The organism is Roseateles sp. FW305-36 (genome assembly GCF_058787015.1).
In genome coordinates, this window is sequence record NZ_JBYSZK010000001.1 from 62,598 (window position 1) to 76,861 (window position 14,264).

The 14,264-nt window shown below is 69.5% G+C and carries 16 protein-coding genes; 6 read left to right on the top strand and 10 right to left on the bottom strand.

Annotated features, from left to right (window positions below):
• Positions 1-7: 7 nt before the first annotated feature.
• The 3 genes from AC3WOE_RS00275 (at position 8) to AC3WOE_RS00285 (ending at position 3,673) form a co-directional block, all read left to right on the top strand.
• Positions 8-823 carry a cupin domain-containing protein gene (locus tag AC3WOE_RS00275; protein WP_492687495.1) on the top strand — a complete coding sequence of 272 codons (816 nt, stop codon included), beginning with the start codon at positions 8-10 and terminating at the stop codon, positions 821-823.
• A 113-nt stretch (positions 824-936) separates the two neighbouring features.
• Entirely contained in the window at positions 937-1,305 is a 369-nt protein-coding gene (locus tag AC3WOE_RS00280; protein WP_492687496.1) for a hypothetical protein, read from the top strand.
• 190 nt (positions 1,306-1,495) lie between these two features.
• Positions 1,496-3,673: a S46 family peptidase gene (locus tag AC3WOE_RS00285; RefSeq protein WP_492687497.1), complete on the top strand. Its 2,178-nt coding sequence runs from the start codon at positions 1,496-1,498 to the stop codon at positions 3,671-3,673.
• Positions 3,674-3,721: 48 nt separating this feature from the next.
• On the opposite strand, the gene AC3WOE_RS00290 is transcribed toward AC3WOE_RS00285, so the two are convergent.
• Positions 3,722-4,279: a YceI family protein gene (locus AC3WOE_RS00290; protein WP_492687498.1), complete on the bottom strand. Its 558-nt coding sequence runs from the start codon at positions 4,277-4,279 to the stop codon at positions 3,722-3,724.
• A gap of 103 nt (positions 4,280-4,382) precedes the next feature.
• Here AC3WOE_RS00290 and AC3WOE_RS00295 point away from each other — a divergent pair, with 103 nt between their 5' ends.
• A complete protein-coding gene (locus AC3WOE_RS00295) occupies positions 4,383-5,696 on the top strand; it encodes a hypothetical protein (RefSeq protein WP_492687499.1) in 1,314 nt (437 codons plus the stop codon).
• On the opposite strand, the gene AC3WOE_RS00300 is transcribed toward AC3WOE_RS00295, so the two are convergent.
• Entirely contained in the window at positions 5,693-6,844 is a 1,152-nt protein-coding gene (locus AC3WOE_RS00300; protein ID WP_492687500.1) for a serine hydrolase domain-containing protein, read from the bottom strand. The two genes, AC3WOE_RS00295 and AC3WOE_RS00300, sit on opposite strands and share 4 nt — an antisense overlap.
• A 45-nt stretch (positions 6,845-6,889) precedes the next feature.
• Here AC3WOE_RS00300 and AC3WOE_RS00305 point away from each other — a divergent pair, with 45 nt between their 5' ends.
• A complete protein-coding gene (locus AC3WOE_RS00305) occupies positions 6,890-7,414 on the top strand; it encodes a GNAT family N-acetyltransferase (RefSeq protein WP_492687501.1) in 525 nt (174 codons plus the stop codon).
• Here the strand turns inward: AC3WOE_RS00305 and AC3WOE_RS00310 are convergent.
• The 5 genes from AC3WOE_RS00310 to AC3WOE_RS00330 form a co-directional block, all read right to left on the bottom strand.
• The gene (locus AC3WOE_RS00310) at positions 7,411-8,265 is read right to left on the bottom strand and encodes a DUF2785 domain-containing protein (protein WP_492687502.1); all 855 of its coding nucleotides are present in this window, start codon (positions 8,263-8,265) and stop codon (positions 7,411-7,413) included. The two genes, AC3WOE_RS00305 and AC3WOE_RS00310, sit on opposite strands and share 4 nt — an antisense overlap.
• A gap of 40 nt (positions 8,266-8,305) precedes the next feature.
• Complete coding sequence (locus AC3WOE_RS00315; protein ID WP_492687503.1) at positions 8,306-9,460, bottom strand: alpha-hydroxy acid oxidase; 1,155 nt, start codon at positions 9,458-9,460, stop codon at positions 8,306-8,308.
• 65 nt (positions 9,461-9,525) lie between these two features.
• Positions 9,526-10,452 (bottom strand): LysR substrate-binding domain-containing protein, encoded by a 927-nt coding sequence (locus AC3WOE_RS00320; protein WP_492687504.1) that lies wholly within the window; start codon positions 10,450-10,452, stop codon positions 9,526-9,528.
• Positions 10,453-10,495: 43 nt separating this feature from the next.
• A complete protein-coding gene (locus AC3WOE_RS00325; protein WP_492687505.1) occupies positions 10,496-11,281 on the bottom strand; it encodes a tetratricopeptide repeat protein in 786 nt (261 codons plus the stop codon).
• A 158-nt stretch (positions 11,282-11,439) separates the two neighbouring features.
• On the bottom strand, positions 11,440-12,207 hold the full coding sequence (locus AC3WOE_RS00330) for a tetratricopeptide repeat protein (protein ID WP_492687506.1): 768 nt from the start codon (positions 12,205-12,207) through the stop codon (positions 11,440-11,442).
• A 193-nt stretch (positions 12,208-12,400) separates the two neighbouring features.
• On the opposite strand from AC3WOE_RS00330, the gene AC3WOE_RS00335 reads away from it, so the two are divergent.
• The gene (locus tag AC3WOE_RS00335) at positions 12,401-12,757 is read left to right on the top strand and encodes an MmcQ/YjbR family DNA-binding protein (protein ID WP_492687507.1); all 357 of its coding nucleotides are present in this window, start codon (positions 12,401-12,403) and stop codon (positions 12,755-12,757) included.
• 27 nt (positions 12,758-12,784) lie between these two features.
• On the opposite strand, the gene AC3WOE_RS00340 is transcribed toward AC3WOE_RS00335, so the two are convergent.
• The 3 genes from AC3WOE_RS00340 to AC3WOE_RS00350 are packed head-to-tail and all read right to left on the bottom strand — an operon-like array spanning position 12,785 to position 14,060.
• The gene (locus AC3WOE_RS00340; protein WP_492687508.1) at positions 12,785-13,108 is read right to left on the bottom strand and encodes a hypothetical protein; all 324 of its coding nucleotides are present in this window, start codon (positions 13,106-13,108) and stop codon (positions 12,785-12,787) included.
• Positions 13,105-13,656 carry an RNA polymerase sigma factor gene (locus tag AC3WOE_RS00345; protein WP_492687509.1) on the bottom strand — a complete coding sequence of 184 codons (552 nt, stop codon included), beginning with the start codon at positions 13,654-13,656 and terminating at the stop codon, positions 13,105-13,107. The genes AC3WOE_RS00340 and AC3WOE_RS00345 overlap by 4 nt, the downstream gene beginning before the upstream one ends.
• Positions 13,653-14,060: a DUF6249 domain-containing protein gene (locus tag AC3WOE_RS00350; RefSeq protein WP_492687510.1), complete on the bottom strand. Its 408-nt coding sequence runs from the start codon at positions 14,058-14,060 to the stop codon at positions 13,653-13,655. Before AC3WOE_RS00350 ends, AC3WOE_RS00345 begins: the two co-directional genes overlap by 4 nt.
• Between the last annotated feature and the right edge of the window lie 204 nt (positions 14,061-14,264).

Here is a 14,264-nt window from a genome sequence, read left to right on the forward strand (position 1 = left end):
GGGCGCCATGACGACGATGCCCGATACCCCCGAATCCCGCCCCGAATCCCCCGACGACGACATGTCGCCCCTGCTCAGCGAACCCTTCGCAAGCGCCTGGGCCGCGCCGGCCGCACCCGCTGGCCGCCTGGGCGAACGCCTCACCGGCCGCCTGCAGCAGTCGCTTGAAGCCGAGCGCGGCATGGTCACCGTGCGCCGTCGCCGCACGACGACCGAGGCCCTGGCCGAAGGCGTGCACCAGCGCTGGCTCTACCGCGCGCCGCAAGGCCGTGCGCTGCGCCCCGGCGAGCCGCGTGCCGCTCGCGTCATCGAACTCGAGCCCGGCGCCAGCGCAGACCTGGAGGTAGCGGGCGCGAGCGAATTCCTCGTCGTGCGCGGCAGCCTCGAGGTCGGCGAGGAATTCCTCGGCCTGCGCGACTTCCTGCGTCTGCCCGCCGGCAGCACGCCGCGGCTGGCCAGCGCGGACGGCGCCCATGTCTTCGTGCGCGAGACCGACGGCCCGGCCGGCGAGCGCGCCCTGGTGCGCGATGCCGACGCGGGCTGGCCCGAGTTCGCGCCCGGCATCCGCCGCCGCGTGCTGTGGAGCGGGGGCGGCCAGGCCGCGCTGCTCTACCGTGCCGACCCCGGCGCCAGCGTGCCCGTGCACAGCCACGGTCACGACGAGGAATGCCTGATGGTGCAGGGCGAGCTCTTCCTGGACGACCTGCTGCTGCAGACCGGCGACTACCAGCTCGCGCCGGCCGGTACCGGCCATCGCATCACCGAGACCGACACCGGCGTCATCCTCTACGCGCACGGCGATCTGGACCTGCAATTCGTCTGACTTGAATTTCATCAGCGGCGGTTAAGGGTGGCTTTTCCGCCTTTCTCCGCCCTTCAGTTTTCAGCGGCCCCGGCACGATGACGGCACACGCCAGAAGTCCGCCGAGGCCCGCCATGCTCATTCCGCTGCACCTGATCCCCATCCCCGCCGACGAGCCCCGCGGCGCGGGCGACCCGGGCCATGCCTTCAGCGGCCTGAAGATCGCGCAGGGCGTCAATCTGGGCGACATCCGCGCCCTGGGTCTGACGTCCGCCGGATCGGCCAGCGGGCCCGTCAGCAGCCGCGATCTGCTGCGTTTCGGCCAGCTGATGAACGATGCCGGCCTGGCCATCAACCCGACGCGCATGCTCTACGACCGCCAGTACGCCTCCGAGCGCCTGGTCGACGGTTTCGGCAGCGACCACCCGGGCCTGCGTGACCTGGCGCTGGACCTTTTCGAGGCCTACCAGTCCGCCGGCGAGTGGATCGGCATGACACACTGAAGCGGCGCTCGGCCCGCGAATACGTTTTCATTCCGGTACCGTCCCCAAATCCCGGGGCTTTCCCCGTGCTTGGGAGGGCTTTGCCCCCAAATCCCGGGGCTTTCCCCAGGCCGAAGCCTGGCTTTCCTCACCCCGGGCATCTGCCTCTTGCGGGTTACGCTCGCGGTTTCGTCTTTTGCCGAACCGCTTCATGATCCGTCACTCCCTCACGCTGCTGGCCGCTGCCGCGCTGGCCGTTACCGCTGCCCATGCCGATGAAGGCATGTGGATGCCCAAGCAACTGCCGCAGATCGCCAAGCCGCTGAAGGCCGGTGGTCTGGCCATGGACCCGGCCAAGCTCAAGGAGCTGACCGACTTCCCGATGGGTGCCGTCGTGTCCTTGGGCGGCTGCACGGCCAGCTTCGTGTCGCCCCAGGGCCTGGTGGTCACCAACCACCACTGCGCCTACGGCAGCATCCAGTACAACTCCAAGCCCGACCGCGACCTGCTGAAGAACGGCTTCTACGCCGCCACGCTCGCCGATGAACTGCCCGCCGCGCCCGGCAGCCGCATCCTCGTCACGGTCGACATGAAGGACGTGTCGGCCGACATCCTGAACGCCAAGACCCTGGCCCTGACCGGCAAGGCCCGCACCGACGCCATCGAGGCCACCGAGAAGGGCCTGGTCGCCGCCTGCGAGGCCGACAAGGGCCATCGCTGCAATGTCTACGCCTTCTTCGGCGGCCTGCAGTACCAGCTGATCAAGCAGCTCGAGATCCGCGACGTGCGCCTGGTGCATGCCCCCGCCACCGGCGTGGGCCTGTTCGGCGGCGATGCCGACAACTGGGTCTGGCCGCGCCACACCGGCGACTACAGCTTCTACCGCGCCTATGTGGGCCCGGACGGCAAGCCGGCCGAGTTCAGCAAGGACAACAAGCCCTATGTGCCCAAGCACCATCTGAAGATGGCCAGCAGCCCCCTGAACGAGAACGACTTCGTCATGGTGGCCGGCTACCCGGGCCGCACCAACCGCCACCGCCTGCCCACCGAAGTGGACTTCGCCTTCGGCTGGCAGCAGCCCACGCAAGCGCGCGTGATGGGCGAGGCCATCGACCTCATCAAGGCCGAGACGGCCGGCCGCCGCGACGGCGAGATCAAGATGGCCGCCCGCATGCAGGGCCTGCAGAACTACTACAAGAACCTGCAGGGTCAGCAGCAGAGCTACGACGGCAGCGACATCCTGGCCCGCAAGACGGCCGACTTCGACAAGCTCAAGACCTGGGTCAACGCCGATGCCAAGCGCAAGGAGCGTTATGGCGCCGACATGACCGCGACCGAAAGCCTGATCGCCGAGCGCCAGGCCACCGCCCGCGCCGAGATGCTGATGGCCTTCACGGCGCCCGTGCTGCTGAACTCGGCCCACACGTTGTACGAGGCGGCACTGGAGCGCGCCAAGCCCGATGCCGAGCGCAAGACCGGCTTCCAGGACCGTGACCAGTCGCGCCTGCGCGCCGGCCAGCAGTCCCTCGATCGCCGTTACGACGAGCAGACCGACAAGCGCGTGGTGGCCCACTTCCTGGCCCAGTACCTGGCCCAGCCCGCCAACACGCTGAACGCCGCCTGGCTGCAGTCCCTGGGCCTGAAGGCCGGCCAGGACGAGGCCAGCATCCGCGCCCAGCTGGACAAGCTCTACGCCGGCAGCAAGCTGTCCGACACCGCCACCCGCCTGGCCTGGATGGACAAGGACGCCGCCGCCTTCAAGGCCAGCGACGACGCCTTCATCAAGCTCGCCGTGGCCCTGCAGGACGACTACGACAAGCGTGAGAGCCGCGACAAGGAACTGGCCGGCAAGCTGCAGAAGGCCTACGCCGGCGTGCAGCAGGCCATGATCGACTACCACGCCAGCCGTGGCGAGGCCGTCTACGCCGACGCCAACAGCACGCTGCGCATCAGCTTCGGCAAGGTGCAGGGCCGCAACCCCGGCAGCGACGGCAGCAACTGGACGGCCTTCACCACGCTGCGCGGCATCGTCGCCAAGCATCGCGGTCCGGACGAAGCCGGCGGCGAGTTCAACGCCCCGGCCGAGCAGCTGGCCGCCATCAAGGCGCGCAACTTCGGCAAGTACTACGTGAAGAGCCTGGACTCCGTGCCGGTCAACTTCCTGTCGACGCTGGACACGACCGGTGGCAACTCCGGCAGCCCGGTGCTGAACAAGAACGCCGAGCTGGTCGGCCTGCTGTTCGACGGCACGCTGGACGCGGTGATCTCGGACTGGGACTTCAACCCCAAGATGGTCCGCAGCATCTGCCTGGATGCGCGCTACATGCTGTGGCAGATGAGCACCGTCGACAAGACGACCCGCCTCCTGGATGAGATGGGTGTGAAGTAAGAAGAAAACGCCTCCTCGGAGGCGTTTTTTTCTGGGGCCTGCGGGCCCTTACTCCTTGGCCACCGCCTCCACCTGGATGCGCAGGCCCACATCCATCTTGAAGCCCCAGTCCTTGCCGGCGACGAGACCGAAGTCCTCGCGGTTGAAGCTGCCCGAGGCGTCGGCGCCGCACCAGTCGCGCTTGAACATGGGGTGTGCCGTGCACTTCACCTGGTTGATGGTCAGCGTGACGGGCTTGGTATGGCCGTTCAGTGTCAGCTCGCCCACCAGCTTGCCCGGCGCGCTGTCGAAGCGGCCCTTGAAGCTGGCGCCGGGGTTCTTGGCCACGTTGAAGAACTGCTCGCCCTTGGCCCAGCCGTTCATGGCCTCCAGGCCGAAGTCGATGCTGGCCAGGTCCATCTGCACTTCCACGCTGCCGGCGCCGGTGGCCTTGTCGTAGACGATGCTGCCGGCGTTCTTGGTCAGCTTGCCGCGCCAGAAGGACATGCCCATGTGGTCGGCCTCGAAGCTCGGATAGGTGTGGGCCGGGTCGATCACATAGGTGGTCGGGGCGGCCTGGGCCAGGCTGGCGGCGAGCAGGGCGGGGATCAGGGTCAGGCGCTTCATGAGGTCTCCAACAGCGATTTGGTTTCGGGTCAGGCGGTTGCCTGACACTACGACGAAGCGGGCGCCGCGATTTCGACAGCGGCCCGCAGTTTTTTGTGCCGACATGATCGCCCGACTCCTCATCACCCTGCTGGCGCTGGCCCTGGCCGCCTGCGCAGCCCAGAAGCCCCAGCCCACCGCCGAGAAGCGCTACAGCGCCGCCGAGCTGCTGGCGCTGAAGCCGGCCGATCTCCGCTGGCCCGCCACCTCCACGGACGGCGAGCGCGCGCTGCGCGAGGCCGCGTTGGCCGACATTCGCGCCCGCATCGCGCTGCCGCCCGGACCCGAGCGCGACGCGACCCTGCCCAGGCTGTTCGACCTCGTAGCCCAGTACAACCTTGAGATCGACGCCGCCCGGCCGCTGCTGCTGCAGGCCCTGCCGACACTGGCCAGCCGCGACGCCGACTACCAGCGTGCCCTGCTGACCGCGGCACGGGCGCTGTACGCGGTCGAGGCTCAATCGGCCGTGCAACCCCTGCTGCCCCAGCTCACTGCGAGCAAGCCCTTCGCCATTGCGGCCTACACGCTGAAGGCCGCCAACCCCGGCTACGCCGAGTTCATCCGTGACCTCGTCCCCCGCCAGTTCCCGCAATGGCGCGACGACCCGCGCCTGGTGGCGCTGATGGATGACGTCGCCACCGTCCGCGCCAGCCCGCCGCCGCTGGCCGACCTGCTCGGCGCGCCGCTGCGGCCGGGCTACCCCGTCATCTACAGCCTGCAGCGCCCCGGTCGTGCCGACATGGGCCTGGTGCTGGTGCGCGGCGCCGACGGCCGCTTTGTGCGCACCGCGACCGGCCAGCTCTTTGCCCAGTCCCAGCTGGCCCTCTCGCGCAGCGGCCTGCCCGGCACCATCACCAATGGCAACACGCCCCAGGGCGTCTTCACCATCGTCGGCGCCGGCACGGCCACCAATCCCAACATCGGCCCCACGCCCTATCTGCACAGCAAGCTGCCCATCGAGGCGACGCCTGCCGAATTCGAGCATGGCGACACGACGGTCGCGTGGAGCGAGGCCGCCTACGAAAGCTTCCTGCCGGCGAGTTGGCGCGCTTATGCCGGCATCAAGGAAGCCTGGCTGGCCGGCCGCGCGGGTCGCGACGAGCTGCTCATCCACGGCACGACCATCAACCCGGCCTACTACGCCGGCACGAGCTACTTCCCCGGCACGCCCCAGCAGGGCTGCATGATCTCCAACGAGGACTGGGATCCCGCCACCGGCCGGTTGCTGTCCAGCCGGCAGCTGACGCTCGCCCAGGCCTATGCCGCTGCCGGCGCACGCCAGGATCTGGCGGGCTATCTCGTCGTGGTCGAGGTGGCGGGACAGGGGCCGGTCACGCCGGGCGAGGCTCAGGCGCTCGTGACGGCGGCTGGCCGCTAGCGCACGAAGTCCATCTTTCCGTACTCCCAGTCCCAGGGCACGCCGGTCTCGCCGAGCACGAAGCGCACGAGCTGGGGAAAGGCCCGCTCGGCGCGCACGTCATTGGCCAGGATGACGACGCAGCGCCGGCTGGTCTTCACGCAGACCCAGGTGTTGCCGGTGGCGTCGTCGTGCCCGCCCTTGTAGAAGCCCGGGCCCTGCGGCCCCTGGAAGACGATGACGCCCAGCCCCGCGGCCAGGTCGGCGCGGCGCTTGGATGGCGGCAGTTCGGCCTGCAGCGTCGGGAACTGCGAGGCCGTCGTGATCGGCAACTGCGGCGTGGTCAGCGCGGCCGTGCCTTCGGGCGACAGCGTGACGCCCTTGACGTAGCCGGCCGCCATGCGCGCCATGTCGGCAATCGTCGTGTCCATGGACCCGGCGACGCGCACGCGGCTGCGTTCGTCGTGCGGCACCGCCTGGCCATCGATCGTCCAGCCGTCGGCGAGATTGGGCCGGAAGTCGGGCCGCCACATCATGCCGGTGCGCGTCATGCCGAAGCGGTCGAACACGCGGCGCTGGATCTCCACGCCCATGTCCAGCCCCAGGCCGCGCTCCATGACGAACTGCAGCAGGATCAGGCCTTCGCCCGAGTAGGCGTAGCGCGTGCCGGGGTCGAAGTGCATGCGCAGCTTGCGGTCGGGTTCCAGGAAGGGGAAGTTGGCGAAGCCGCTGCTGTGCGTCAACAGCATGCGCGCCGTCAGGCGGCGCCAGCGCTCGTCGCCGGCCAGGTCGCGCCAGGGACCGTATTTGCCTTCGTTCGGATAGTCGGTCAGCGGCTTGTCGAGGTAGTCGGCCAGCGGCCGGTCCAGCGCCAGCTTGCCGCGTTCCACCTGCTGCATGACGGCGAAGCCGAACACAGTCTTGGTCAGCGAGGCGCCGTACATGACGGTGTCGGTCAGCAGGGGATCGCCCGCCGCATTGCGCTTGCCGTAGGCGCCCACGTGCAGGACCTGACCGTCGTCGATGACCGCCACAGCCAGTCCCTGAGCCTGGCTGGCGGCCATCAGGCGTGCAGCCTCGGCATCGATGGCGGCGCTGTTCGGGATGTCGGCGGCCGCAGCCAGCAGGGGCAGGGCGGCGATCAGACCTAGGAATCGAGTCAGGGGCATGGGACCTCCGGGCCGAGAGCCTAGCGGCTGTTCAAATGGGCCGCCATGCCCTCCATTCGCCTCATCCCGCCCACCCTCGACAGCGCCGACGAACTGCTGCGCTTCGAGACCGACAACCGTGCCTTCTTCGAGGCCCGCGTCAATTCGCGGCCGGCGGGCTACTACTCGCCTGAAGGCGTTCGCGCCGCCATTGCGCTGGCCGAGCGCGAAGCGGCCGAGGACAAGGGCTACCAGTTCCTGGTGCGCACCGATGCCGGCGAACTGGTCGGCCGGGTGAACCTTGCGGGCGTGAAGCGCACCCACTTCCAGATGGCCGACCTCGGCTACCGCATCGCCGAGTCCGCCTGCGGCCGCGGCCATGCCAGCGAAGCCGTGCGCCTGGTGCTCGCCAAGGCTTTCGGCGAGTTGGGCCTGGTGCGCCTGGAGGCCAATGCGCGTGTCGGCAACGAGGGTTCCGTGAAGGTGCTGCTCCGCAACGGCTTCCGCGAGTTCGGTCGCTCGACGCAAAGCTTCCTGCTCGGCGGTGTCTGGCACGACCGCCTGCATTTCGAGCGGCGAGGCCCAGCCTAAGGTAGGCCTCGCAGCGTCTTCTGCAGCGGCGCCAGCAAGCGCTCCCGCTGGCCGGCATCGGCCACGTCCAGCACGCCGGCCAGCAGGGGCCACAGGAACTCGCGCAGATTGTGCAGATCGGTCAGGGCCGCCTCGTCCCAGGCCTGTGCCTGCTTCAGCGGCAGCAGCAGGCCGTCCAGCCAGGTCTGAACGGCGGCGTCTTCGGGCCTGAGCTTGAGCTGCAGTTGCAAGGCCGCGCGGGCGAGGCGGTTGCCCTCGCCGAAGCGGTAGCTGTGCTGGTGGTCGGCCAGCACCTGGCGCGTGACGGCGTCCAGCAGTTGCTGGCGTTGCGGCGCGTTCAGCGCTTCGTTCATGCCGAGCTGCAGGGCCAGGTCGGCGCCATGGGCCACGCCGTGGCGCCAGCCCTCGCCGGGGATGAAGCCGCGGTAGTCGCGCACGCCGGCCAGGAAGCGGGCCGCGTGATCGACGAGGTCGGCACGCTGCGCCGGCGTCATGAAGGGCCTGAGCCGGTCGGCCCGCGCGACTTCGGCCAGGGTCAGCACCGCAAAAGGCTGATGCACCCCGGCCGCATCGGGCGGGGCATCGAGCACGGCGATGAGGTCGGTGCGCAGGCGCTGCAGCGTGGCAGCGTCCAGCTTGCCGCCGCGTGACCAGGCCGACAGCTGCTCGAAAGCGAGGTCGTCGCGCAGCCTGGGGTCGGGGTGCCCCAAGCAGGGCAGCAGGGCCACGGCCTGCTGCTGGATGCGTACGGGATCGGCCTCATCCTTGAGGCCGGCAGGTGGTGCGCAGGTCTGGGCGGCGACGGTCAGCGTCAATGAAGAGAGCAGGACGGTGGCGAGGAGGTTCTTCATGCGCCGCAGTAGCGCATGCCCGTTCACCGCCGGCAAGAAGTCAGGCCGTTGGATAGCTTCCCGGCACGAGGATGTCGCGCCTGACGTTCGTCAGCTGGGTGTGGCCGCAGAAGGCCATGGTGACGTCCAGTTCCTTGTGCAGGATGGCCAGGGCCTTGGCGACGCCTTCCTCGCCCATGGCGCCCAGGCCATAGGCCATGGCGCGGCCGATCATGGTGCCGCGGGCACCCAGGGCCCAGGCCTTGAGCACGTCCTGGCCGGAGCGGATGCCGCCATCCATCCAGACTTCGGTCTGCGAGCCCACCTCGGCCGCAATGGCCGGCAGGGCATGGATGCTGCTGGGTGCACCGTCCAACTGTCGTCCGCCATGATTGCTGACGACGATTGCATCGGCGCCGGCCCGCACGGCCAGCCTGGCGTCCTCCACGTCCATGATGCCCTTCAGGATCAGCTTGCCGCCCCACTGCTCCTTGACCCAGGCGATGTCGGCCCAGGACAGGCGCGGGTCGAACTGCTCGTTGGTCCAGGCCGAGAGGGAGCGCATGTCGCTGACGCCCTTCACATGACCCACGAGGTTGCGGAAGGTGTGGCGCCGCGTGCCCAGCATGCCCAGGCACCAGCGCGGCTTGGTGGCCAGGTTGATGATGTTCGCGAGCGTCGGCCGCGGCGGCGCGGTGAGACCGTTCTTCAGGTCCTTGTGGCGCTGGCCGATGACCTGCAGGTCCAGCGTCAGCACCAGGGCCGAGCATTGGGCTGCCTTGCAGCGCTGGATCATGCGTGCCATCGCCTCGCGGTCGCGCATCATGTAGAGCTGGAACCAGAAGGGCGCCGAGGTGTTTTCGGCGATGTCCTCGATGGAGCAGATGCTCATCGTCGACAGCGTGAAGGGGATGCCGAACTTCTCGGCGGCGCGCGCGGCGTGGATCTCGCCATCGGCGTGCTGCATGCCCGTCAGGCCCACGGGGGCGATGGCCACGGGCATCTTGGCGTCCTGGCCTACCATCTTGACGGCCGTACTGCGGCCTTCCATGTTGACGGCCACGCGCTGGCGCAGCTTGATGGCCTGGAAGTCGCTCTCGTTGGCGCGGTAGGTCGTCTCCGTCCAGGAACCGGAATCGGCGTAGTCGTAGAACATGCGCGGCACGCGCTTTTCGGCGAGTTGGCGCAGGTCTTCGATGCAGGTGATGACGGGCATGGCGGCAAGTCGGAGTGAGGCCGCCATGCTAGGCCTGCCCCGTGCCAGCCGCCCCGGAAAAAACCTCAGGCCATGGCGGAAGAGTTTTCCGCCTGCGCCGCGTTCATTGCGCGGCAGTGCGCCTGCAACCACTGCGCGAAGGCCTCGGCTGCCGGACTCGGGCGGTGGATGAGGAGGCCGTAGTGGCGCTCGGCCGGCACGGTCAGCGCGAAGGGTTGTACGAGGCGGCCCTCGGCGAGTTCATGGCGGGCGAGGCTGAGGCGGGCCAGTGCCACGCCCTGGCCGGCCAGGGCCGCCGCCAGCGTCAGGCCCAGGTCGACGAAGCGGGGACCTTCATCAGGTTCCGGTGCGTGGCCCAGTCCGGCGGCACGCAGCCAGGGTGCCCAGGGCTGCAGCGGCGTGCGCAGCAGGGGGAGGGCCAGCAGGTCGGCCGGTTCTCGCAGTGGACCGTGGTTCGCGAGCAGCGCCGGTGCGGCCAGCGGCGTGAGACGGTCGCGCAGCAGCACCTGGGAGGCCGCGATGTCTTCCGGCACCGCGCCATGGCGGATCTCCAGGTCCGCGCCCGCGTCGCCCTCGGCCAGCAGCGGCACCGACAGCGTCAGCTCGAGTTCGACCTGCGGATGCGCGGCCGCGAAACCGGGCAGTGCGGGTACGAGCAACTGGCGCGCGAACGTGGGCGTGGAGCTGACGCGAAGCCGCTCGCGCTGTGGCCCGGTGCGCTGGTGCAGCGGCATGGCCTGCAACAGCGCGAGGGCCTGGCGCACCTGCGGCAGGTACTCGTGACCGGCGGGCGTCAGGCTCAGGCCCTTGGCCGGCTGGCGCAGGAAGAGGGGCTGGTCCAGCCGCTCCTCCAGGCCCGCCACGCGTTTGGCCACGGCGCTGGCGGTCAGTGCCAGTTCGGCGGCCGCCGCTTCGAAGCCGCCGGCGCGCGCCACGGCCTCGAAGGCGAGCAGGGCGTCGAGCGAAGGCAGGCGGATGGGGCGCAGCGGCATGGCGGCATCCTACCCAGCGGTCTGTCGCGGGCAGCCCGCGGCTTCAGAAGTTGACCGTCGTCGGTCCGGCGTCGCGCGAGGTCGAGCGCAGGTAGTGGCCGAGCGTGCCGGCCATGGCTGCCATGACACCTGCGGCCAGCCGCCCGGCCGTGCGCAAGCGTCGGGGCCTGGCATTGGCCGCGGCGCGCGCCTGGCGCGGCTGGACCACGGCCTGCACCAGGGCCAGTTCCTGCTGGCGTTCCTGGATCAGGAAGATCAGGCGATCTGCGTCCGCGAAGCGCAGCGACAGCGTGCGAACCGCCTTCAGTTCGCGTTGCTGCACGCGAACGCCCTGCGGGCGCAGGGTGCAGCCCAGCGTGCGGCTGCGCAGGTAGAGCGCCTTGGCGGCCAGGCGGTCGGGCAGGCAGCCCACGCCGGCATACAGGCAGTTGGCGAGGTTGAAGCAGGCCTCGGCATGACCCATGGACGCTGCCACCACATAGGACGACAGGCCGCGCTCCTCATCGACGGGGCCGCCGCGGCCGGTCAGCAGCGCGCGCCCGAGCTGGAAACGCCCGATGGCGCTGCCGCGCGTCGCCGCCAACTCCAGCAGTGCTCGCGCCTGCGTCGCGTCGGCGGCCATGCCCAGCCCCTCCAGCTGGCACAGGCCCAGCATGGCGAGGCCGTCGGCGTCCCCGCCATCCGCTGCGGCGCGGAACCAGCCGGCGGCGCGCCCATAGTCAGGCCGCACGGCGTGGAACAGCGCCAGCCCATGCTGCAGGGGGTTGACGGCCGGCGCATCCAGGGCGGCGGGCAGGGTCGGGGCGAGGCCCGGGTCTCGGGAGTTCATCCAACGACAGTCTTGTTGTGAAGGCCTCGTGGGGCCTAATCCCTAGATTGTGGGCAAGCGCCGGGCGCGCCATGGCCGGCGCGGCCGAGGTCTTGCAAGGTGTAACTTGTTGAGGCCATGGAGCGTGAAATATTCCCGCTGTTTCGGGCGCCCCCGGCTCAGAAGTTGATCGTCGTCGGGCCGGCGTCGTTCGAAGACGGCCGCAAGTACTGGCCCAGGGTGCCGGCCATGGCGGCCATCACGCTCGCGGCCAGCCGTCCAGCGCTTTGCAGGGTTCGGGACTTGTCAGCTGCGTCCTGGGCCGGCGAGGGCTGGGCAGCGGCATAGGCCAGGGCCAGCTCCTGCTGGCGCTCCTGCACGAGGAAGAACATGCGGTTGGGGTCGGCGAAGCGTTCGGCCAGGATGCGGACCGATTCCAGCTCGCTGCGTTTCACCAGCACGCCCTGGGGGCGCAGCGTGCAGCCCAGGGCGCGGGCGCGCAGATAAAGCGACTTGGCGGCCAGCCGGTCCGGAATGCAGCCCACGCCGGCAAACAGGCAACTGGCGAGATTGAAGGTGGCTTCGGCGTGGCCCATGGCGGCTGCGGCCACATAGGCCGTCAGGCCGGCCGCTTCATCGGCTTCGCCGCCGCGGCCGGTCATCAGGGCACGGCCGAGCTGGAAGCGCCCGATGGCACTGCGCCGCGCCGCCGCCTGCTTCAGCAGCACGCGTGCCTGCGCCGCATCCGCCGGCATGCCCAGGCCTTCGAGCTGGCACAGGCCGAGCATGGCCAGGCCATCGCCGCTGCCGCGGTCGGCTGCATCGCGGAAGCAGGACACGGCACGCCGATAGTCCGGCGGCGTGGCATGGAACAGGGCCATGCCTTGCTGCAAGGTATCGATGGGCGGCGCGGTGGGCGCGCTCGGATCCAGGTCTTGGAAAATCATCCGGCGGTCGAGTTGGACGACGGCATCTGCCGTTTCCGGGACGAAAACCCGGTGTGACAAGCTGTGACCGTGAATTGTCAGAGGCGGGGTCGTCCCGCGCTCACACGGCCGGCCGCGGCCTGCCGCAAATTGCCGCTATTGCGGTTTGCGGCAGTGAGAATCGTGGTCCCCGCGTCACGATGGACACCGCAGCATGAGTTTTGCCGCCCTTGCCGAGTACGCCATGGCGCTGCCCGGTGCCACCGAGGACGTCAAATGGGGCGCCGACTGGGTTGCCAGCGTCGGCGGCAAGATGTTCTTCGTCGGCGGGCCCCATCCCGACAAGTGGACGCATTGCAGCTTCAAGGTCGACGACCACCGCTTCCTGGAGCTGACGGGCCTGCCCGGATTCGCACCGGCGCCGTATGCGGCGAGGTATCACTGGGTGGCCGTGTCCGACCCCAAGGCGCTGCCGCTGGCGGAACTGGAGGCGCTGGTGAGGCGATCGCATGAGCTGGTGGCGGCCAAGCTGTCGAAGAAGCTGAGGCTCAGCCTGGGCATCGCAGCGTGATGGCGCAGTGGGTCGACCAGCGCTTGCTCAGCCCCGACTCCACCGGCTCGGCACCGACCAGAAGATCAGCAGACCGACCAGGGCCACGGCGGCCAGCGCATGCGGCACATCGAGCGCGCCAGGGTTGCTGGCAAGCAGTCCCGCCGCTGCGCAGGCCGCCGTGCTGATCGCCACCCATTGCGCGCGCCTGACCCAGCGCGCCCAGCGACGCCGGTCCGGCGGCACGTGGTCGGGCAAGGTCGCCATCACCCGCAGGCTGAAGCCCGCATCGTCGGGCTCGCCGTCGGCTTGCAACTGCGCTCGCAGCGCGGCGTCGAAGGCTGCGTCGTCGTTGCTGTCGAAATCGTTCATGTCGTGGGCTCCCATGCTTGCAGCTGGGTGCGCAGCCTGGCCTTGGCGCGCAGTACCTGGGTCTTGACGGTGCCTATGGGCCAGCCCAGCACCTGGGCGGCCTCGGTGTGGCTGAGGTCGGCGCCGTAGCAGAGCAGCAGCGCGTGGCGCTGGGCCTCACTGAGCCCGGCCATGGCGCGGTCGAGGTCGATGCGCCAGTCAGCACCAGGGGCAAAGTCGCTGTGGGCCTCGAGGTCGGGCGGCGCCTCGTCCATCACGGGCAGGGCGGGGCGCTCGGCGGACAGCGCGGAGTAGGCCAGCCGCGTCAGCCAGGTGCGAAAGCGTGCCTCACCACGGAACTGGGGCAGGGCACGCCAGGCGCGCACGAAGGCCTCCTGGGCGAGGTCGTCGGCGCGACCCTGGTCGCCGCGGCAGACACGGCCGAGCAGCTTGCGCAGATAGCCCTGATGGGCCTGCACCAGGGCGGCAAAGGCGCTGCGGTCGCCGGCGGCCGCGCGGGCCACCAGCGCGGCCTCTGCGTCGGCCGGCGCGGCGGGGCGGAGCGTCACAGCTCGGGTGGTTGCTGCTTGCGCTCGACGGCCCAGTACACCGCCAGGCCCAGGCCCATGAACAGCGGCAGCAGGCCGATGCTCCACAGCCACGCACCCGGCATCATGGTCGAGAACATGCCCATCAGCCCGAGGCCGATGCCGATATTGATGACGGCGGGAATCAGGATGCGGTTGGGATTGGCCCGGTTGCGCTTGGCGCGGTGGAAGTCGCTGTCCTGGGCGTCGGCCAGCAGCTCGGGCGGGATGGGCTGGCCGGCGCGGGCCAGCTCGCGGATGGTCTCGTGGCGCTGGCGCTCGCTGTGGGCCTTGCCGATGTAGTGCGACAGGATGGCGATGATGGGAATGAACATCGCCAGGATGGGAATGAACAGAGGCAGCGCGGACTGGATGTCGAACATCATGGAAAGCTCCAGGCAAACAGGTGGATGGTGCTTCCTTGGAGCGGCCGGGCGCGACTTCTGGATTCAGACCCGCGAAGAAAGTGAGCTGCGAGCCCCCTCGAATGAAGGGTTTTAGGATGTCAATTAACTTTACACCCCTAGCTTGAAGTCGCTGTGACGATCTCGCAAGTCACTGATTCTTAATGGATTCAATCGCACGGCACG